Genomic DNA, 18,560 nt, shown 5'->3' with positions numbered 1-18,560 from the left:
CGGATCTACGCTCGATGTTTTACGGTTACAACGTTTCCTGTAACCAACTCCATACATCGAGTAGCAGTTATTGGAGTGCCTTTATTAAACGGTTTTCTCCACGCCTTTATTATATCATACACAAAAGAAAGGGGGGAACGCGCATTCCTCTCCCACTTACTCCCTTTGGTCGTTGAAGTGGGAGTCTCCTGCGCGAAATAGGATGAAACCGCCTAAGCTTGACGAAGGAGAAAAGGCGCCGCTTGTCGTCGAAATTCACGGCGGGCCGCATGCGATGTATGGATTTACGTTTTTCCATGAATTGCAGCTGCTCGCTTCATCCGGTTATGCCGTGCTGTTTACGAACCCGCGCGGCAGCCACGGATACGGCCAGTCGTTTGTCAATGCGGTGCGCGGCGACTATGGCGGCATGGATTATGAAGACATTATGGCTGGCGTCGACGCCGCCATCAGCAAGTTCGACTTTATTGACAAAGAACGGCTTGGCGTCACCGGCGGCAGCTACGGCGGATTTATGACGAACTGGATCGTTGGGCATACCGACCGATTCAAAGCGGCTGTCACTCAACGTTCGATTTCCAACTGGCTCAGCTTCTCCGGCGTGAGCGACATCGGCTACTTTTTCACGAAATGGGAAGTCGGCTGCGACGTTTGGGAAGACGCTGAGCGGCTTTGGCATCATTCGCCGCTCAAATACGTCAAACACATGCGCACACCGCTGTTAATTTTGCATAGCGAACGCGATTACCGCTGCCCAATCGAGCAGGCCGAACAGCTGTTTGTCGCCTTAAAGCAGCTCGGGCGGGAAACAAAGCTCGTCCGCTTTCCGGACGCCAACCACGATTTGTCGCGCACCGGCAACCCTGCTCTTCGGCTTGAGCGTCTTCGCCATATCGTCGACTGGTTTGACCGCTATTTGAAAGGAGCATCGCATTAATCCGAAAGGAGAACCACCATGCACGCACTCGTCATCGGTGGGACAGGCATGTTAACCGACGTGTCGCTTTGGCTCGTGCGAGAAGGGTACCATGTATCCATCGTCGCCCGGAACAGGGAACGGATGGAACGGCTCATCGCCCGCGCCGCACATCTGGAGGCCATTACCCCGCTTTTGGTCGATTATCGCGATCATGATGTACTATGTTCCTTGATTCACCAAACAATCAATGAAAACAGAGCCTTCGACCTTGTTGTCGCATGGGTGCACAGCGACGGGAAACAGGCGTTTCCGGCCATCATCCGGGAAAATAGCAGACATCCCGGTCCTTGGCGTCTGTTCCACGTGCTCGGCAGCCGGGCCCATCCGGCCGAGGCAAAGCGGGAACTCCGTTTGTCTTCCGCTTGCCTGTACCGGCAAATTCAGCTTGGCTTCGTGATCGAAGAGCACAGCACGCGTTGGCTCACCCATCAAGAAATCAGCAGCGGCGTCATTGACGCCATTCGGCGTGATGCGCCGTTTCATCTTGTCGGCACACTAGCATCAGAGAAGAAGCGGCCGCATTAATGGGAAGCGTCCTCTCGTTTGTACCGAGAGGGCGCTTTGTCCGCCTTTGGCGCGGATGGTTTCACGATGGAAGCAGTTCGACATAATCGCCCGTTTTCAAGCCGGCCGCGTTCGCTTCATCGGTGTCAATGTGCATATCTAATGCAAAATCTTCGCTGACGCGGACGATCACTTCGTCAAAAATGAGCGCCCGCTCCCCTTGCGTTTTCACTTTCACAACTTGTTTATCGCGGACGCCAAACGTCTCGGCATCTTTCGGCGTCATATGAATGTGGCGCTTGGCAATGATCACCCCTTTGTCGACAGTCACCGTCCCCTTCGGTCCGTGAATCGTAATGCCCGGCGTTCCGTCAATATCGCCGGATAAGCGGACCGGGGGCGCGACGCCGAGCTTGAAGCTGTCGGTTTTCGAAATTTCAAGCTGGGTGAGCGAACGGACCGGTCCGAGGACGCGGACGTTTTCAATTTTCCCTTTCGGCCCTTCGACCGTCACCGTTTCCTTGGCGGCGAACTGGCCAGGCTGCGACAACGGCTTGAGCACCGTCAGCTCGGCGCCTTCGCCAAACAGCGCCGCCATGTGTTCTTTTGATAAATGAATGTGGCGATTCGATACCCCTACTGGAACCATCAATGGTGATCTCTCCTTTTTTGCTGGCTATGGTATGTTCTTTATATAACGTATCCATTTCCGGCAAAATTAAAGAGGCCGACCTCGCGTCAGCCCCTTGTTTTTGCCCCATATCCTAATTTTTTCAGCAGCGCAATCGCCTGCTCTTTTTCTGCCGCCGTCAGCGCCGAAACCGTTTCGTGAATTTTTTCCGCATGCTCGGGAAATACGCGCTCAATAAACCGCCGCCCCTCTTCTGTAATGGACGCGTACGTGACGCGCCGGTCCTTTTCGCAGGCGCGGCGGACGATCAATCCTTTGTTTTCCAGTTTGTCAATGACGTAGGTGATGCTCCCGCTCGCCAGCAAAATTTTTTCGCCAATTTGCTGGAGCGGCTGATCCCCTTTATGGTATAACAATTCTAACACGGCAAATTCGGTCGGATTGACCCCGAATGAGTGGATTGATTTGTTCACTTGGTCGCTTACGGCGCGGTAAGCCCGCGACAATACGATAAACAACTTTAGCGATTGCTCGAGTTCTTGCTCTTTTTGTTCCATGCCATCCAACCCTTTGCATTTAACCATTTCTTACTTGCATTATACTTGAACAGCAAACAGGCAGGCAACCGTTTTTGCCAGGCGCTGGTCCATTTTTCTCGCCAGCGGCCGTTCCTTTCGCTATGATAATTTTGTGATAGGGCAGCGCTTGGGCGATTGTCACATTTGTGGAAACGGCGCATATGAAAAAATAAAGGCTGATGAAGGGGGAATTGGATGAACGGGGTATTGACCGGCAGTGTGCTGTCCGCCTTATCGACCGGACTTGGCGCTGTGCCGATTTTGTTTATGGCCAAATCGCTCACCCACCGCTGGCGCGATGTGCTCCTCGCGTTTTCAGCCGGCATTATGATGGCGGCCTCGATGACAAGTCTTATTCCCGAGGCCCTGCGGTCCGGCGGTTTTGAGGCGCTCGCCATCGGATTGGCGGCGGGGGTGCTCGTGTTAACGTTGCTTGAGATGACCGTCCCCCATATCGACTTGGAGCATACGAAAAGCGGCTTGCAATTCGACGAAAAGGCGATGCTCATCATCGCCGCCATTGCGATGCACAATCTCCCCGAAGGGCTGTCAGTCGGGGTGAGCTACGCCTCAGACGGCGCTTCGCAAATCGGCAATTTGATCGCATTGGCCATCGGCTTGCAAAACGCGCCGGAAGGATTTTTGGTCGCCTTGTTTTTAGTCAATCAGCAGATTGGCCGCTTTAAAGCGTTTGTCATTGCCACGTTAACCGGCGCGGTCGAAATTGTGACGTCTTTGCTCGGCTTTTATTTAACCTCTCTCTTCCGCGGCCTCGTTCCATACGGGTTGGCGTTTGCCGCCGGGGCGATGCTGTTTATCATTTACAAAGAGCTCATTCCCGAAAGCCATGGCGATGGAAATGAACGGACATCGACGTACGCGTTTATTGTCGGCATTTTGTTTATGATTTTTCTAACACAATCGTTTTAACGAAAACAACCCCGCTGCCTGTATATAAGCAGCGGGGCGTTCATTGTTATTGGACGGCTTCCTCTTTTTCTTCATATGGATGAGCGACCCAGCCGGACGGGTCGATAAACAAGCGCACCGCAACGACCCGACGGTCATCCATGAGCGTAAAGTAATGCGGATTCCCTTCCGGCACGGAAATGACGTCGCCGGCTTCAAGCTCTACATCAAAATAGCCGGTTTCTTTGTCGCCTTTGATGATGAAAATGCCATGGCCGGCCGTAATGGCGCGCACTTCATCTTCCGTATGGATGTGCACTTGTTCAAATTTTTTCAGCAACTCATCCAAGTTCGGCGTCGCGTCGGACAGAGCGACGATATCCCACGTTTTGTAGCCGCGGCGCGCCGCTAAATCTTCAATTTCGTCTTTGAACGTCGCTAAAATTTCATTTTTTTCTTCATCTGTCAGAACATATTTATCGCGCAAATGCTCCGGCAGTTTCGTGATGTCCCAATGTTCATACAACACCCCTTGACTGTTCAAAAACGCGCGCACATTGTCTTCTCCTTCAATCACTTGGCCCGTTTTTCTCACTTTGATGACTGCCATTGTTCACATCCTCCTTTGGAAAAATGTATATGGATTAGCCAACCGGCAGGCCGGCCCGCTGCAAAAGCAGCCGCTTCACCTGCCAGCGGAACAAAAACTCCCATGCCTCCAAATGTTTTTTCGCTTCAAACGCTGTACGCCCCCAGACCGTGATGCCATGGTTTTGGATCAACACGGCGCCGGCGTCGCCATGGATATAGTTCGCAAACTCCCGAGCGAGCGTTGGAATGTCGGCGTAATTGTCAATGATCGGGATGCGCACGGCGGCATTTTCTTCCCAAATGCCGAACGCCTTGATGATTTCCTGGCCGGAAAAGACCGCTTCCCCGTTTTGCGCATACAGTTCAGAAATCAAATTGTTGTCCACGGTATGAACGTGCAAGACGCAACCGGCGTTTGTGCGGTTGTAAATTTCCACATGCAGCAGCGTCTCCGCTGATGGCTTTAAATGTGTTTTCTCCGCTGGTCGGCCGGCAGCGTCAACGAGCAAGAAGTCCTCATCCGTTTGCTTCCGCTTATCCTTGCCGCTCGCTGTCACCAAAAACGTCAACGGGTCGTCCGTCACTTTGATCGACAAATTGCCGCTTGTTGCGAAAAACCAATCGCGGGCGGCGAGCTCGGCTTTCACTTCCGCAAGCTCGTTCCACTTTTTCACGACAATGCTCATACGATCACCTCCATTCGCTGCAACGCATCCATCACGTCAAAAAACGTCGCAAATGGCGCGTGCGGCAGGTCAAGCTCTTGACATTTTTCAAGCAGAAAATCGCGCGCCAGCACATAGTCGGCTTGCCTGGCCACCGCCAAGTCGGTGATCGAATCGCCGATGACGACGTGATACCCGTCCGGGCGGGCAAGCCTGCGCAATAGCGACGGCTTGCAGCAGCCGCAGCCGTTTTGGCACCGGCTGTCACATGCATGCGGCCATGTGATGCGGATCGTCTCACCGCTGAAATCGGAGCCGTTGCAAAAAATGCGCTCCGGTTCAATGAGCCCTTCAAGCAGCGGATAGACGAAAAAGTCGATGCCGCCGCTCACGATATAGAGCGGGATGCTTTGCTCTTTTGTCCATGCGACAAACTCGCGGAACCCTTCGCGCAAGCGGGCGGTGCTAAGCAAAAAGTCAACAATCTCCCCTTTCAGCGCTGACGGAAGAAGCGAAAACATTTTTCCGACGCCTTCCTGAACGGAGATGCGCTGGGCGAGAATGTCGTCCTTTAGCGCCTCCCACTCCGGCGGGGCGAACTGTTTCATAATCGCGATGATGTTGTCGTTTTCCGTGATCGTGCCGTCAAAATCGCAAAAAAGAACGAGTTGTTTCGTCATGCTTCCACCTCAATAGCGCCCCAGCGGTCGATCGCCTTTTGCAGCGCCTCGTTGTCTTTCGCCGCTTCACGAAGCGGACGGCCGACCAGCGCTGCGTCGATGGCGGCGCGAAACGCCTTTCCGCCGCCGATCGCCCCGTCCGGGTGGCCGTGGATGCCGCCGCCGGCGTTGACGACGCTGTCAAGGCCAAAATCGCGGACAAGGAGCGGCACCAATCCCGGGTGAATGCCGGCCGACGGAACCGGAAACGCCCGGGCAAACGGCTCTTGGTCGTCGGTGAGCGCCCTTGCGATGCCAAGCGCCTGCTCACGCTCCAAGGCCACGCTGCCATACGGCGACGGGAACAGGACAAAGTCGGCGCCGGCGAGCCGCAAAAGCTTTCCAAGCCAAAGCGAAGGAGCCACCCCATAAAACTCCGACGGCGTAACAGCGCCGCTGAACGCCGGGTGAGCCATAATCGGCACCGCAATCTCCTCATCCTCGCGCAACGCCTGCAACACGTCAAGCCCATAAGCGAAGACGTTAAACAACAGCACATCAGCGCCAAGCTCAGCCGCCCGTTTCGCTTTTTCTTTCAGTTCAAACGTTTTGCCGGTCAAGTTGACGGCATACAGCGTCCGCTTGCCTGTTTGTTCGTACACTTCCTGAAGCGCCGCCTTGCCCTCGGTGATCCGCTTTTCAAACGGAAGAAGTTCGCTGTCAAACAAAATTTCATCGTCTTTGACCAGGTCAACGCCGCCGAGCGCCTGTTTTTTCAATTCCGACGTCAAGTACGCCAAATCGCGGCCGATCATGCCTTTAAAAATGCTCATCAACAGCGGGCGGTCGTACACTCCGACCTTTTCGCGAATGCCGGCGATGCCAAAGCGCGGCCCCGGAAACTGCCGCTTCCATTCTTCCGGAAATGCCAAATCAAGCAACCGCACTTCCCCGTCAAGCGACAGCTTGCCGAACGTCGTCACCAACAATGCCGGCAAATCGGCGCTGAAGTTGACGGTCGGGTAAGCGATTTTGACGATTGCCCGCTTCAACCGCTTGCCGAAATAGGCGTTTACCCGCTCGCTCTCGTCAAGCTCTTCGATCGCAACGACTTCCCCTTTATGCTTGCGAAGCTGGTCTTGCTCCAGCTGCGGCAAGTCGGTCCATGTGCCGACTGTCAAGCCGAGCGCGATTCCTTCCGCCTTTTGGCGAATATCGTGTTCATCATGAAGCAAATACGTCGCAATGACTGCACTCATCGTCCATCCCTCTTTCAATATATGGCGAAATAAAAAAGCCCCTTCCTAAGAAGAGGCGTCACTCATCCATGGCGCTCTTCTTATCTCTCAGCGTTTCCGCTGCAAGAATTAGCACCGTGCTTGGCGCGCGCCAAGCCGGTTGCCGGGCTTCATTGGGCTCGTCCCTCCGCCTGCTCTTGATAAGAAAGCCTGCTCGTTTATGCACTTGTCAAACAATTGGCAAATTTACTTTGAATTATGACATCGCCGATTGGCGTTGTCAATCATTTTTCAAAAATTTTTTTCGAACAATCCAAGGCGGCCGATCCGCTCCGCTGCTTCGCGAAGCCGCGCTTCATCGGTCAAGAGGCCGACGCGCACATACCCTTCGCCGTGCTCGCCGAACCCGATGCCTGGGGCGACGGCGACATGCGCCCGCTCAAGCAGCATGTCGGCAAACTCAGCGGATGATATGCCTTTTGGCAGCGGAAGCCAGGCGAAAAACGACCCATATGGCGCCGGCGCTTCCCAACCGATCTCGCAGAGCGCAGCGATGAACGCATTGCGGCGCGCCTCATACAATGCGACCAACTCCGTGACACAATCTTGCGGACCAAGGAGCGCCGCGGCGGCCGCTTCTTGGATGGCGCCGAACAAGCTGACATACAAATGATCCTGCAAAAGCTCAAGCGCCCGAATGATCCGCTCGTTGCCGACGGCAAACGCCACACGCCAGCCGGCCATATTGTATGTTTTCGAAAACGTATAAATTTCGACGCCGACGTCTTTCGCCCCATCGGCTTCCAGGAAGCTGACCGGTTTCCGGCCGTCAAAGCCGATCGCCCCATAAGCGAAATCGTGCACGACGGCAATGCCGTGCTTGGCGGCAAACGCCACCGTCTCCGCGAAAAATTCCTTTGTCGCCGTCGCACCGGTCGGATTGTTCGGATAGTTTAAAAACATGAGCTTCGCTCGGTCGGCGACCGACTCCGGAATGGCTTCGTAATCCGGTAAGAATCCGTTTTCCGAAGAAAGCGGCATCATCTCCATCCGCGCGCGGGCAAGCGCGATCCCCGACCAATAGTCCGGATAGCCCGGGTCCGGGACAAGCACCACATCGCCCGGGTTGACGAGGCAAAGCGGCAGCTCGACAAGCCCGGCCTTGCCGCCGAACAAGATGGCGACCTCGCGGGCCGGGTCGATCGTCACCCCGTACTCGCGCGCGTAAAACGCCGCTACGGCTTCTTTCAAAAACGAGTAGCCTTGAAACGGCGAATATTTATGGTATTTTGGGTTCGCGGCTGCCTTCTGCATCGCTTCGACAATGTGCGCCGGCGTCGGCTGATCCGGATTGCCCTGCCCTAAGTTGATCACATCATAACCCGCCTTGATCTTCGCACCGACTTTCGCCACGAGCGAGGCGAAAAACTGCTTCGGCAGCTGTTCAAGCAGTTCGGAAAAGGGAAATTCGATCGTCATCGTCCACACCTTCTCAAAAATTCTTGAAATTCTAGTGCAACATCATATATCGTTAAAAGCAAAATGTAAAGAAAAATTTTTTTCCGAGGTGAACGCTCATGACGATCCGCATCGCCTGCCTGCAGCTTGACATTGCATTTGGCGATCCAGCAAAAAACGAACAGCAAGCCGAACAGGCCGTGGAATCCGCTGCCAAAGACGGCGCTGACATCATCGTGCTGCCAGAGTTATGGACGACCGGCTACGATTTGACGCGCCTGGATGAAATTGCCGACGAAGGCGCCGAACGGGCGAAGGCGCTCGCTTCCCGATTGGCGCAAACGTACGGCGTCCATTTCGTCGCTGGTTCGGTCGCCAAAAAAACAGCCGCCGGCGTGACAAACACGATGATCGTGGCCGACCGTCATGGCCAAATCGTCGGCGAATACAGCAAGCTTCACCTGTTCCAATTGATGGATGAACATTTGTATTTGCAGCCGGGAAACGAGCCAGGCTTGTTCTCGCTTGACGGGCTGCCGTGCGCTGGGGTCATTTGCTATGACATCCGCTTTCCGGAGTGGATTCGCGCCCATGCTTTGGCTGGGGCGGAAGTGCTGTTTGTCGTCGCCGAATGGCCGCTTCCCCGCCTGCACCATTGGCGGACGCTCTTGATGGCGCGGGCGATTGAAAACCAATGCTACGTCGTCGCCTGCAACCGGGCTGGCCGCGACCCGAACAACGTCTTTGCCGGCCATTCGCTCGTCATCGACCCATGGGGCGAAGTGATCGCCGAGGCGGACGAGAAGCCGGGCATTCTCTCGGCCGACATCGATCCCGCGCTCGTTGCGGACGTCCGCGCGCGCATCCCGGTGTTTGCCGACCGCCGGCCGCACGACTATGAAACGGCAAAAAATTTTTTCAAAACGTATTGACAATCGATTGGCCGACCATGTATCATTCGAATCAAGCAACCAAACAATTGAGAACATCGTGAAAATTCCCGAAACTGAATACAAGAAATCGGTACTCTTATCAAGAGTTGGCTGAGGGAATTGGCCCAATGAAGCCCAGCAACCGACCGTAATGCTATCGTGAGATAGGGCGCACGCCAAAGGCGGCGCCGGAAGCGAACCGCTTCCGCAGGGCACGGTGCTAAGTCCAACAGAAAGACCGATGTCTTTCTGAAAGATAAGAGGCGCGAAGACGATGCATCTTCAAGCCTCTTTCCGTATGCGAAAGAGGCTTTTTCATTTGCCGGAAACGCCGAGTTTTAGCGCGCGTCAGAACCGGCATTTGAAAACGAGCGAAATGAAAAAAGGGGGAACAAGGCAATGACCACTGTTCAAACATCGGTTTACGAACCGCTGACCGAACCGAAGGCGGTATCTCTCGCTGTCCGCCTCGGCTTATTCCGCGACGGGGCGCCTCTTTTGTGCCGCGAGATCGGCGACGGCAACTTGAACTTAGTGTTTCATATCGTCGACCAAGAAACAAAGCAAGGCGTAATCATCAAACAAGCGTTGCCGTACGCCAAAGTGGTCGGCGAAAGCTGGCCGCTTACGTTAAAGCGCGCCGTCATCGAAAGCAACGCGCTGCGCACGTTTGCGAGCTATGTGCCGCAATACGTGCCGAAAGTCTACTATTCTGACGAATCGCTCGCCATTACGGTGATGGAAGACTTATCCCGTTTGCAAATCGCCCGCAAAGGGTTGATCGAAGGAAAAACGTATCCGCTTTTGTCCCAGCATATCGGCGAGTTTGTCGCCAAGACGGCGTTTTATACGTCTGATTTCGGCATGAACCAGCAAGAGAAAAAGAAATTGGCGCAAAGCTTCGTCAATCCGGAACTGTGCAAAATCACGGAAGACCTCGTCTTCACCGACCCGTTTTTTGACCACGAAACGAACAACTTTGAAGACGAATTGCGCCCAGACGTTGAAGCGCTTTGGCGCGATGACCGCTTGCACCTAGAAGCAGCAAAGCTGAAGCGCAAGTTTTTAACCGAAGCCGATGTGCTTCTGCATGGCGATTTGCATACCGGCAGCATTTTCGCAAGCACCGACGAAACGAAAGTAATCGACCCGGAATTCGCCTTTTACGGCCCGATCGGCTTTGACCTTGGGCAGTTTTTCGCCAACTTGCTGTTAAATGCGTTGTCCCGCCCTGACGTTGAGCGCCAACCGCTCTTTGATCACATCGACCGGACCTGGGACGTCTTTGCGTCCATATTCTCGGAGCTTTGGCGCACCAAAAGCATCGAGACGTACGCCGCAACACCGGGCTTGCTTGACGATGTGCTCCGGCATGCGTTCGTCGATGCTGTCGGCTTTGCCGGCTGCGAAGTCATCCGCCGGACGATCGGCCTCGCCCATGTGGCCGACCTTGACGGCATCGAGCAGAAAGAAGCCCGCCTTGCCGCCAAACGACACGCGCTCCGCCTCGGCCGCCGCCTGATTGTCGAGCGCAACGAGCTGACCGGAACGGACGGCTTCCGCCGAGTGTTTGCAGAAACCGAATAGTAACACGGCGACGACCGGCCCAGTGCCGGCCCGGATCAACGGAAAATGTGAAAAGAAAGGAAGACGACGATGGACACCTTTGCCATCCCGCGCTCTGTCGAGTGGCGCGAGACGCATATCACGATTTTAAACCAACAAAAATTGCCATTAGCAACAGAATATATCGACCTGCATACGCTTGAAGACGTGTACGATGCGATCGCCTCGCTGAAAGTGCGCGGAGCGCCGGCGATCGGCATCACCGCCGCTTATGGTCTGGCGCTCGCCGCCTCGCATTATAAAGCGGAAACGGTCCACGAGTTCCATAGCCGCCTAAAGCAAGACCGCGATTATTTGGCAAGCGCCCGCCCGACGGCCGTCAATTTGGTTTGGGCGCTTGACCGGCTCACTGCCGCCGCCAAAGACGCCGCCTCAGTCAACGAAGCGAAAACGGTGCTTATTCACGAGGCGATCCGCATCCAAATCGAGGACGAAGATGTCTGCCGCCGCATCGGCGAACATGCGTTATCGCTTTTTCGCCCAGGCGACCGGGTGATGACGATTTGCAACGCCGGCTCGATCGCCACCGCCCGCTACGGCACGGCGCTCGCCCCGTTTTATTTGGCGAAAGAGAAAGGGATCGAGTTATCCGTGTACGCCCTTGAGACGCGCCCCGTTTTGCAAGGAGCGCGTCTGACCGCCTGGGAGCTGATGCAAGCAGGCGTCGACGTCACGCTTATTACGGACAACATGGCGGCGCAAACGATCAAAGCGAAAGGGATTCGCGCCATTATCGTCGGAGCCGACCGGATCGCACAAAACGGCGATACAGCGAACAAAATCGGCACGTTCGGCCTCGCCTTGCTCGCCAAATCGTTTGGCATTCCGTTTTACGTCGCCGCACCGTTGTCCACCATCGATTTGGCGACAAAGACAGGGGCAGACATCCCGATTGAAGAGCGCCATCCGGATGAAGTGACCCATCTGGCCGGCGTGCGCGTCGCCCCGGAAGGCGTCAACGTGTATAACCCGGCGTTTGACGTGACGCCAAACGAACTGATTACCGCGATCATTACCGAAAAAGGCATCGTCCGCGGCAGCTACAGCGCGGCACTGCCAGCGTTATTTGCAAAGGAGGAGCAGCATGAAACGATTTAAGGCCTTATCGTTCCTTTCTCTTCTTTTCTTTGCCGTGTTCTCCGTCTTGGCCGGCTGCACGAACGAGCAAGACGCCGTGAGCTCTAAGCCGGCCAACGAAACGAAGCAAACGGCCATCCAAGGCGACACCGTCTCATCCAACAGCCAAACCGCATCGAGCAGCGAACAGGCGGCCATCCCGGAGAAGCTGAAAAAACCGGTGAAGATCGCCGCCATTATGCAAATGTCCATCGGCACGTTCTCGTCGCAATACATCGCCGGCGTCAAAGAACAAGTGCAAAAGTTCGGCGGCGAAGTGCAAATTTACAACGCCGACAACGACTTGACGAAAATGGCCTCATACGTAGAAACGGCCATCACGCAAAACGTTGATGCCATTCTGCTTGATCACGGCCGCGCTGATGCGCTCGAAGGCCCGGTGAAAAAAGCGGTTGAAAAAGGCATCCCGGTCGTCGCCTTTGACAACGATTTGAACGTTCCCGGCGTCACCGTCATCGACCAAGACGACTACAGCCTCGCCTGGAAAACGTTAAAAACACTCGCCGAAGATTTAAATGGAGAGGGCAACATCGTCACGATTTGGGTCGGCGGTTTTACTCCAATGGAGCGGCGCCACGTCATTTATGAGGCGTTCAAAAAACGCTATCCGAACATAAAAGAAGTCGCCAAGTTCGGTACGGCGAGCGCCAACACGGCTTTGGACACGCAAACGCAAATGGAGGCCATTTTGAAAAAATATCCGAACAAAGGCGACATTGACGCCGTCTTCGCAACTTGGGACGAGTTCGCCAAAGGAGCGACGCGCGCCATCGAGCAAGCCGGGCGTACGGAAATCAAAGTATACGGCATCGATTTGAGTGACGAAGACTTGCAAATGATCCAAAAACCGAACAGTCCGTGGGTGGCGACAACAGCGACGGATCCGGCGGAAGTCGGCCGCGTTCAGGTGCGGTTCGCCTATCAAAAAATCGCCGGCGAGAAAACGCCGAACATTTACTCGCTCGAGCCGCATTTAGTAAAACGGACCGACTTGCCCGATAAGCAAGTATCGATGAACGAGCTTTCGCAATACATCCCGGGCTGGGGGCAATCGAACGTCGCCATCTCGCCATGGATGAAAACGTTGGAAGCTCAGGTGAACAAAAAATGAACAGGCTGTCAATGCGAGGCATTGAAAAATCGTTTGGCGCGGTGCGCGTGCTTGACGGCGTGGACTTTTCCGTCCGTCCAGGCGAAGTCCACGCCCTTTTGGGCATGAACGGCGCCGGCAAAAGCACGCTCATGAACATTTTGGCCGGCGCCATTCCTCCCGACGCCGGCACGATCACGATCGATGGCGTCAACTGCACCTTTTCGTCGCCGCTTGACGCGAAACGAGCCGGCATCGGCTTCGTCGTCCAAGAGGTCGACACGGCGCTTTTCCCAGGATTGCCCGTTTACGAAAACTTGGCGGCTGATGAGCTCGCTGATGTGAAGAAACAGCCGATCCGCTCGCTGCGCCGGGAAAAAGAACGGGCCGCTGCTCTGCTTCGCCGCGTCGGCCTTGCCATTTCGCCGGCAAAGCTCGTGCGCGACTGCTCGCTCCATGAAAAACAGCTGATCGTGCTCGCCAAAGTGTTGTCATCGAATGCGCGCTACATCATTTTGGACGAACCGACCGCCGCCTTGAGCGAAGCCGAAACGAAGCGGCTGTTTGCCATCATCACGGAACTGAAACAGCAAGGCGTCGGCTTTATTTACATCTCTCATAAACTGAAAGAAGTGCAGGAAATCGCCGACCGGCTGACGATTTTGCGCGACGGCCGCGTCGTCTACCATGGTTCCGCCCGCGGTTTGCCGCTTGAAGACATCGTCCTTCATATGACCGGAACAAGGCGAGCCGCCGCCATGAAACAAACGCGCGCGCATGGAAGCGACATCGCCTTTGCCGTCCGTGGGATCACGATCGAAAAAACCGGCACGACGGTCGATCTTTACGCCCACCGCGGCGAAATCGTCGGCATCGCCGGCTTGGTCGGCGCCGGCAAGACGGAGCTTGCCGAAAGCCTCATCGCCCACCGGAACACATCCGGCGAGTGGGAAATTGATGGCAGACGCTATGTGTTCTCATCGCCTTATGAAGCCATCGACGCCGGCCTTTGCCTCATCCCGGAAGAACGGCGCAAACAAGGGCTGTTCTTGCCCGAGTCAGTGAAAACCAACATCACCGTCCGCCTCCTTTCCCGGCTGTCGCGCTGGCAATGGATCAGCCGGAGGAAGGAAACGGACGCCGCCGACGAACTTGTCCGCTCGCTCGGCATCCATCCGCCGTCGCCTTCGACCGCTGTCCGCCACTTAAGCGGCGGCAACCAGCAGAAAGTCGTCATCGGCAAATGGCTGAACACAAACGCGCGTGTTTTTCTATTCGACGAGCCTACGAAAGGAATCGATGTCCACGCCAAACAAGAGGTGTTTTCCATCATCCGTGCTCTCGCCGATGAAGGAAAAACAGTACTATATTTTTCGAGTGAATTTCATGAGCTTCTTGAGGTGTGCGACACCATCTACATCATGGCTGACGGCCGGCTGCTCACCCGCCTGCCGGCCGCAGAACTAACCTATGAACAGCTTGTGTACTATTGCAGCGGAGGTGAGATCGATGAGCCAGCCGGCCGTTTCCGCGCCGCCGTCGAAAAAAGCGGCGCCGTTCATTCTTGAATTTTTGTATAAACATGGCACACTGCTTGCCATTTTGGCTGTAATCGCCTATTTTGGCCTGACACAAGACCGGTTTTTCACCTATGAAAACTTCAGCGACATTTTGCGTTCCATTTCCATCGTCACCTTGGTGGCCATTGGCATTACATTTTCGCTCATCGTCGACGGCTTCGATTTGTCGGTCGGTTCGACAGTGAGCTTGGCGACGATTGCCAGTGCGGCGGCGCTTGTCTTGCATCGCCAAGAAATTTTCGTCACCTTGCTCGTGCCGCTGTTGCTCGGCGTCGCCGTCGGGCTGCTTAATTCGTTGTTGATCGTCAAATTCAAACTGCCCGATTTGCTCGCCACGTTGGCGACGATGTACGCGATCAACGGCGTGCAGCTTACGTATACAAAAGGATTTTCGATTTATAACGACATGCCGCTGCCTGATGGCGGCACGGCGCCGGGCAAATTTATTCCTTCCTTTTTATTTATCGGCCAAGGGGAGCTGTTTGGCGTGCCGTTTTCGGTCTTGCTTATGCTGTTTGTCGTCATTGCCGCTCATCTGTTTTTAACGTACACGAAACCCGGCCGCCTCTTTTATTTGACCGGGGAAAACCGCGAGGCGGCAAGGCTCTCAGGCATCCCGGTCAACCGCTATCGGACATATGCATACGTCATCAGCGGGTTTTTTGCGGCCTTAGGCGGCATCGTCCTTGCCTCGCGCATCGGCACCGGGCAAGTGTCGGCCGGCGCCTCGCTTTTAATGGACAGCGTCGCCGCCGCCTACATCGGCTTTTCTGTCTTCGGCGCCGGCAAGCCGAACGTCATCGGCACCCTGTTCGGTTCGATTTTGATGGGCGTGTTGTTGAACGGCTTGACGATGATGAACGTCCCGTATTACGCCCAAGACATTATTAAAGGCGCCATTTTAGTCGGCGCCCTCGCGTTGTCGCATTGGCAAAAAAAATAATGTCCCGTTCCCTGCCCCCATGGATTCGCGTCATGGGGGCGGGCGCCATTTTGGGAGGCATACACACCCACCGATCAGCTGAAGCGCGATTGATAGCGCCGCTCCAACTCCAGCAGCTTTGCTTTTACATCGGTCCGGCTTCCGGCGTAGCCGACGAGGGCGCCGTTTTTGCCGACAATGCGATGGCACGGGACGATGATGGCGAGCTCATTCGCCCGGTTCGCCTGGCCGACGGCGCGGACCGCCTTCGGGCGGCCGATTTGCGCAGCGATGTCAGCGTATGTCGCCGTCTCGCCGTATGGGATGCGGCAAAGCGCCGCCCACACTTCTTCTTGGAAGGGCGTCCCTTTCCATTTCAGCGGCAAGTCAAATACTTGGCGTCGACCGTGGAAATACTCATCCAGCTGCCTAAGCGCGCGTTCAAGAAGCGGCGACCAGCTTTTGACAACCGAATGTTCGCCGGCGAACGCGCGCCATTCTTCTGGAAACAGCTCGACTTTGACAATCGCGTCGCCGTCGGAGGCGACGTAAATGTCGCCGAGCAGCTCTGAGCGGTATACTGCATATTCAATCGTCATCGTCGTCCTCTCTTTCCATTCGTTCGATCGGCAACGTGATATGGAACGTCGTGCCGACGCCGACTTCGCTTTCCACTTCAATTTTCCCTTGGTGCTCTTCTATGATTTTATAGCTGACCATCAAGCCGAGGCCGGTGCCGCGTTCTTTCGTCGTATAAAACGGCTCGCCAAGCTTTTTGATTTTATCTTTTGGAATGCCGCATCCTTGGTCGGTGATGGAGATGCGCACATAGCACCCGGCGCGGGTGATGCGCACCGTAATGTCCCCGCCTTTTGGCATCACTTCGATGGCGTTTTTCAAAATATTGATGAACACTTGCTTCAGCTGATTCGGCTCGCAATACACCGGCGGCAGCCCGCGGTCGAAATCGGCAATGATTTGCACGTTATGCATCATCGCCTGGGCGCTGATCAAATCGATCGTATCCTGCATGATTTTGCAAATGTCGTTTTGCTTGTATTGCACCGCCTGCGGTTTGGCCAAAACGAGAAACTCGGTGATGATCGATTCGATCCGCTTCAATTCCGACATAATGACATTAAAATACATCGAATAGTCGCCGTCAATGCTTCCTTGCAACAGCTGAATGAAACCCTTTAGCGCCGTCATCGGATTGCGGATTTCATGGGCGATGCCGGCGGCCAATTCCCCGACGACGTTGAGCGTATCCGACTTGCGCAGCTGCAGCTCCATCTCCTTGCGCTCGGTCACATCGCGCAGCATCATCATCCCGACGCCGGGAATCACTTCCTTTTTCAGTGAAAACTCAATAATTCTCCCTTTTCCCTCGTCGAAAAATTCGACCTCGCCGCTCGCTTCGCCGGTGCGTTGGCATTGTTGAAGCAGCTTGTTGAGCTGGCGGCGCGCCCGCTCCGGAACGAGCTCGACCACCATTCGGCCAAGCAGCGCCTCCTTTTCGACGGAAAAAATGCCGCAGACAACCGGATTGGCGTCGATGATCCGATGCTTGGCATCCCAAAGCAAAATACCATCCATCGCATGATCGAAAATGCTCCGGAACTTTTGCTCGCTTTCGCGCAGCTCGCGCTCGATTTTCCGCCGCTCGCTCACATTGCGGAAAATCGTCAAGTGGTACCCGTCGATCGCTCCTTTTTTCATGGTGAACTCGAGCTGCTTATCCTCACCGTTCGGCATATGAAACGTCAGCTCGTCACGGATTTCCCCTTTGCGCCGGAACTCGCTGAAAATGCGTTTCACCTTTTCGTCCCCATAGTCGACAAAATCAAACAAATTGCGGCGCACAAGCAAATTCAAGGGCAGCTCAAACGTCCGGCTCGCCGCCGGATTGGCGTTCAATATGTAGCCAAAATCGTCCCAAATGAGGATCGCCTCATGCGCTTGTTCGAAAATAGCCCGGAACCGTTCTTCGCTTTTTTGCAACTTGATTTCCATATTTTTTCTTTCTGTCACATCGCGCATAATGGCCATGTAAAACCCGCTATAGACGTTGGAAGTCGCCGTCAGCTCAAACATTTTCACCGTTCCGTCCGGGCGGACAAGCGACAACTCGCCTTTGGCCGTTCCCTTTTCTTTCACTTCCGCGAGCAGCCGAGCGAACTCATTGGCGCATTCGCGGGCGACGAACTGCTGAAACGACAAATTGAGCAGTTTTCCTTTTTCCAAGTTCAAGCTCATCGAAAACGCCGGATTGACATCGATAAACCGCCCAAATTCATCGAAAATGACGATGCCGTCAACGGCGCGGTTGAATACGTCGCGAAACAAAAACTCATGAATGATGCGTTCGCGCTCAAGCGCCTTATGGGCTGAGATGTCGCGCATCATGACAAGGTCAAATTCGTCGAACACATCCTTTTTCATCGAAAATTCCACATGCTTCACTTTGCCGTCCGGCAGTTTGATGAGCAGTTCATCGCTGAACGAACCGAACTTTTGCAGCATCGACTGCTGAAACAGCAAAATATCGGGCGGCACAAGTTCGAGGAACGAAGAAAACGAATGGCCGATCAACGAAAACTTATCCATCTCAAACAGCTTGCACGCCGCTTCGTTCACATCGACAAATTCACCGTTTTTATTTAAAATCACGATCGCATCGAGCGACCGCTCAAAAATGATCGAATAACTGTTCAACCGCTCTTTTAACCGCCGATTTTCCTCTTCAAGCGACCGCACATCCGTCGATGCATTTTGTTCTTCCCGAGGAGAAAGGCTTTGGGCCATATCCATCTCTCCTTGTCTATTCAAACCATTCAACGAAATATATATTCGATGTGGAAAAATTTACTCCTCCCTTGATTTACGAAGATTTTTTAAAATTCTTTTCCACAATGTTCGACAAGTTTTTCAGCTTTTTCATTTGGCTAAACTGCATGATAGTCAACTCTCCCCCCTCGCTTAAAGCCAAATGAAAGCTTCCAATTGCATCTATAAATTATAGACAAAGGAGTTTTGCTGCTATATTATAGACAAAGGGGTT

General features: G+C 54.5%; 17 protein-coding genes, 1 pseudogene and 2 riboswitches. Of the genes and pseudogenes, 9 read left to right on the top strand and 9 right to left on the bottom strand.

Annotated features, from left to right (window positions below):
• Positions 1-202 precede the first annotated feature (202 nt).
• Both DI44_RS0116995 and DI44_RS11545 read left to right on the top strand, forming a co-directional pair.
• Positions 203-937: pseudogene (locus DI44_RS0116995) on the top strand (S9 family peptidase); the annotation flags it as partial.
• Between the two features lie 18 nt (positions 938-955).
• On the top strand, positions 956-1,504 hold the full coding sequence (locus tag DI44_RS11545; RefSeq protein WP_014195275.1) for a short-chain dehydrogenase: 549 nt from the start codon (positions 956-958) through the stop codon (positions 1,502-1,504).
• Between the two features lie 61 nt (positions 1,505-1,565).
• Here the strand turns inward: DI44_RS11545 and DI44_RS11550 are convergent, their stop codons facing one another.
• Both DI44_RS11550 and DI44_RS11555 read right to left on the bottom strand, forming a co-directional pair.
• Positions 1,566-2,132, bottom strand: coding sequence for a phosphate propanoyltransferase (locus DI44_RS11550; protein ID WP_033006192.1), 567 nt, complete (start codon positions 2,130-2,132; stop codon positions 1,566-1,568).
• 89 nt (positions 2,133-2,221) lie between these two features.
• Positions 2,222-2,671, bottom strand: a complete 450-nt coding sequence (locus DI44_RS11555) for a MarR family transcriptional regulator (protein ID WP_014195273.1) — start codon at positions 2,669-2,671, stop codon at positions 2,222-2,224.
• Between the two features lie 216 nt (positions 2,672-2,887).
• On the opposite strand from DI44_RS11555, the gene DI44_RS11560 reads away from it, so the two are divergent.
• On the top strand, positions 2,888-3,622 hold the full coding sequence (locus DI44_RS11560) for a ZIP family metal transporter (protein ID WP_014195272.1): 735 nt from the start codon (positions 2,888-2,890) through the stop codon (positions 3,620-3,622).
• Positions 3,623-3,668: 46 nt separating this feature from the next.
• On the opposite strand, the gene DI44_RS11565 is transcribed toward DI44_RS11560, so the two are convergent.
• The 5 genes from DI44_RS11565 to DI44_RS11585 form a co-directional block, all read right to left on the bottom strand.
• Positions 3,669-4,211 carry a cupin domain-containing protein gene (locus DI44_RS11565; RefSeq protein ID WP_011230457.1) on the bottom strand — a complete coding sequence of 181 codons (543 nt, stop codon included), beginning with the start codon at positions 4,209-4,211 and terminating at the stop codon, positions 3,669-3,671.
• A gap of 34 nt (positions 4,212-4,245) precedes the next feature.
• Positions 4,246-4,878 carry a methylthioribulose 1-phosphate dehydratase gene (locus tag DI44_RS11570; RefSeq protein WP_021321406.1) on the bottom strand — a complete coding sequence of 211 codons (633 nt, stop codon included), beginning with the start codon at positions 4,876-4,878 and terminating at the stop codon, positions 4,246-4,248.
• Positions 4,875-5,537: a 2-hydroxy-3-keto-5-methylthiopentenyl-1-phosphate phosphatase gene (mtnX, locus tag DI44_RS11575; protein WP_015374251.1), complete on the bottom strand. Its 663-nt coding sequence runs from the start codon at positions 5,535-5,537 to the stop codon at positions 4,875-4,877. The genes DI44_RS11570 and mtnX overlap by 4 nt, the downstream gene beginning before the upstream one ends.
• Positions 5,534-6,775: a 2,3-diketo-5-methylthiopentyl-1-phosphate enolase gene (gene mtnW, locus DI44_RS11580; protein WP_033024948.1), complete on the bottom strand. Its 1,242-nt coding sequence runs from the start codon at positions 6,773-6,775 to the stop codon at positions 5,534-5,536. The genes mtnX and mtnW overlap by 4 nt, the downstream gene beginning before the upstream one ends.
• Before the next feature lie 77 nt (positions 6,776-6,852).
• A riboswitch (SAM riboswitch) is annotated at positions 6,853-6,961 on the bottom strand.
• 84 nt (positions 6,962-7,045) lie between these two features.
• Complete coding sequence (locus DI44_RS11585; RefSeq protein ID WP_021321409.1) at positions 7,046-8,233, bottom strand: pyridoxal phosphate-dependent aminotransferase; 1,188 nt, start codon at positions 8,231-8,233, stop codon at positions 7,046-7,048.
• Positions 8,234-8,331: 98 nt separating this feature from the next.
• On the opposite strand from DI44_RS11585, the gene DI44_RS11590 reads away from it, so the two are divergent.
• The 6 genes from DI44_RS11590 (at position 8,332) to DI44_RS11615 (ending at position 15,520) form a co-directional block, all read left to right on the top strand.
• Positions 8,332-9,144 carry a carbon-nitrogen family hydrolase gene (locus tag DI44_RS11590; protein ID WP_033024946.1) on the top strand — a complete coding sequence of 271 codons (813 nt, stop codon included), beginning with the start codon at positions 8,332-8,334 and terminating at the stop codon, positions 9,142-9,144.
• Positions 9,145-9,238: 94 nt separating this feature from the next.
• Positions 9,239-9,407, top strand: a riboswitch (SAM riboswitch).
• 136 nt (positions 9,408-9,543) lie between these two features.
• Positions 9,544-10,731 carry an S-methyl-5-thioribose kinase gene (gene mtnK / locus DI44_RS11595; RefSeq protein WP_033024945.1) on the top strand — a complete coding sequence of 396 codons (1,188 nt, stop codon included), beginning with the start codon at positions 9,544-9,546 and terminating at the stop codon, positions 10,729-10,731.
• A 69-nt stretch (positions 10,732-10,800) separates the two neighbouring features.
• Positions 10,801-11,868, top strand: a complete 1,068-nt coding sequence (gene mtnA / locus DI44_RS11600; RefSeq protein ID WP_033024944.1) for an S-methyl-5-thioribose-1-phosphate isomerase — start codon at positions 10,801-10,803, stop codon at positions 11,866-11,868.
• The gene (locus DI44_RS11605; protein ID WP_033024943.1) at positions 11,855-13,018 is read left to right on the top strand and encodes a sugar ABC transporter substrate-binding protein; all 1,164 of its coding nucleotides are present in this window, start codon (positions 11,855-11,857) and stop codon (positions 13,016-13,018) included. The genes mtnA and DI44_RS11605 overlap by 14 nt, the downstream gene beginning before the upstream one ends.
• Positions 13,015-14,565 carry a sugar ABC transporter ATP-binding protein gene (locus DI44_RS11610; RefSeq protein ID WP_033024942.1) on the top strand — a complete coding sequence of 517 codons (1,551 nt, stop codon included), beginning with the start codon at positions 13,015-13,017 and terminating at the stop codon, positions 14,563-14,565. The genes DI44_RS11605 and DI44_RS11610 overlap by 4 nt, the downstream gene beginning before the upstream one ends.
• Complete coding sequence (locus DI44_RS11615) at positions 14,507-15,520, top strand: ABC transporter permease (RefSeq protein ID WP_033006184.1); 1,014 nt, start codon at positions 14,507-14,509, stop codon at positions 15,518-15,520. Before DI44_RS11610 ends, DI44_RS11615 begins: the two co-directional genes overlap by 59 nt.
• Before the next feature lie 74 nt (positions 15,521-15,594).
• On the opposite strand, the gene DI44_RS11620 is transcribed toward DI44_RS11615, so the two are convergent.
• Both DI44_RS11620 and DI44_RS11625 read right to left on the bottom strand, forming a co-directional pair.
• The gene (locus tag DI44_RS11620) at positions 15,595-16,098 is read right to left on the bottom strand and encodes a methylated-DNA--[protein]-cysteine S-methyltransferase (protein WP_033024941.1); all 504 of its coding nucleotides are present in this window, start codon (positions 16,096-16,098) and stop codon (positions 15,595-15,597) included.
• Positions 16,088-18,304 (bottom strand): PAS domain-containing sensor histidine kinase, encoded by a 2,217-nt coding sequence (locus DI44_RS11625; RefSeq protein ID WP_033024940.1) that lies wholly within the window; start codon positions 18,302-18,304, stop codon positions 16,088-16,090. Before DI44_RS11625 ends, DI44_RS11620 begins: the two co-directional genes overlap by 11 nt.
• Positions 18,305-18,560: the final 256 nt, after the last annotated feature.

This window comes from Geobacillus sp. CAMR5420, assembly GCF_000691465.1.
In the GTDB taxonomy this organism is placed as follows: domain Bacteria; phylum Bacillota; class Bacilli; order Bacillales; family Anoxybacillaceae; genus Geobacillus; species Geobacillus thermoleovorans.
This window is presented reverse-complemented; position numbering and strand designations above follow the sequence as displayed.

Excerpts from the sequence above, each read along its gene's own strand:
- DI44_RS11545 (WP_014195275.1), top strand. The coding sequence starts at position 956 with ATGCACGCACTCGTCATCGGTGGGACAGGCATGTTAACCGACGTGTCG.
- DI44_RS11565 (WP_011230457.1), bottom strand. The coding sequence starts at position 4,211 with ATGGCAGTCATCAAAGTGAGAAAAACGGGCCAAGTGATTGAAGGAGAA.
- DI44_RS11585 (WP_021321409.1), bottom strand. The coding sequence starts at position 8,233 with ATGACGATCGAATTTCCCTTTTCCGAACTGCTTGAACAGCTGCCGAAG.
- mtnX (WP_015374251.1), bottom strand. The coding sequence starts at position 5,537 with ATGACGAAACAACTCGTTCTTTTTTGCGATTTTGACGGCACGATCACG.
- mtnA (WP_033024944.1), top strand. The coding sequence starts at position 10,801 with ATGGACACCTTTGCCATCCCGCGCTCTGTCGAGTGGCGCGAGACGCAT.
- DI44_RS11620 (WP_033024941.1), bottom strand. The coding sequence starts at position 16,098 with ATGACGATTGAATATGCAGTATACCGCTCAGAGCTGCTCGGCGACATT.
- DI44_RS11570 (WP_021321406.1), bottom strand. The coding sequence starts at position 4,878 with ATGAGCATTGTCGTGAAAAAGTGGAACGAGCTTGCGGAAGTGAAAGCC.
- DI44_RS11615 (WP_033006184.1), top strand. The coding sequence starts at position 14,507 with ATGAGCCAGCCGGCCGTTTCCGCGCCGCCGTCGAAAAAAGCGGCGCCG.
- DI44_RS11625 (WP_033024940.1), bottom strand. The coding sequence starts at position 18,304 with ATGGCCCAAAGCCTTTCTCCTCGGGAAGAACAAAATGCATCGACGGAT.
- DI44_RS11610 (WP_033024942.1), top strand. The coding sequence starts at position 13,015 with ATGAACAGGCTGTCAATGCGAGGCATTGAAAAATCGTTTGGCGCGGTG.
- DI44_RS11550 (WP_033006192.1), bottom strand. The coding sequence starts at position 2,132 with ATGGTTCCAGTAGGGGTATCGAATCGCCACATTCATTTATCAAAAGAA.
- DI44_RS11555 (WP_014195273.1), bottom strand. The coding sequence starts at position 2,671 with ATGGAACAAAAAGAGCAAGAACTCGAGCAATCGCTAAAGTTGTTTATC.
- mtnK (WP_033024945.1), top strand. The coding sequence starts at position 9,544 with ATGACCACTGTTCAAACATCGGTTTACGAACCGCTGACCGAACCGAAG.
- DI44_RS11590 (WP_033024946.1), top strand. The coding sequence starts at position 8,332 with ATGACGATCCGCATCGCCTGCCTGCAGCTTGACATTGCATTTGGCGAT.
- DI44_RS11560 (WP_014195272.1), top strand. The coding sequence starts at position 2,888 with ATGAACGGGGTATTGACCGGCAGTGTGCTGTCCGCCTTATCGACCGGA.
- DI44_RS11605 (WP_033024943.1), top strand. The coding sequence starts at position 11,855 with ATGAAACGATTTAAGGCCTTATCGTTCCTTTCTCTTCTTTTCTTTGCC.
- mtnW (WP_033024948.1), bottom strand. The coding sequence starts at position 6,775 with ATGAGTGCAGTCATTGCGACGTATTTGCTTCATGATGAACACGATATT.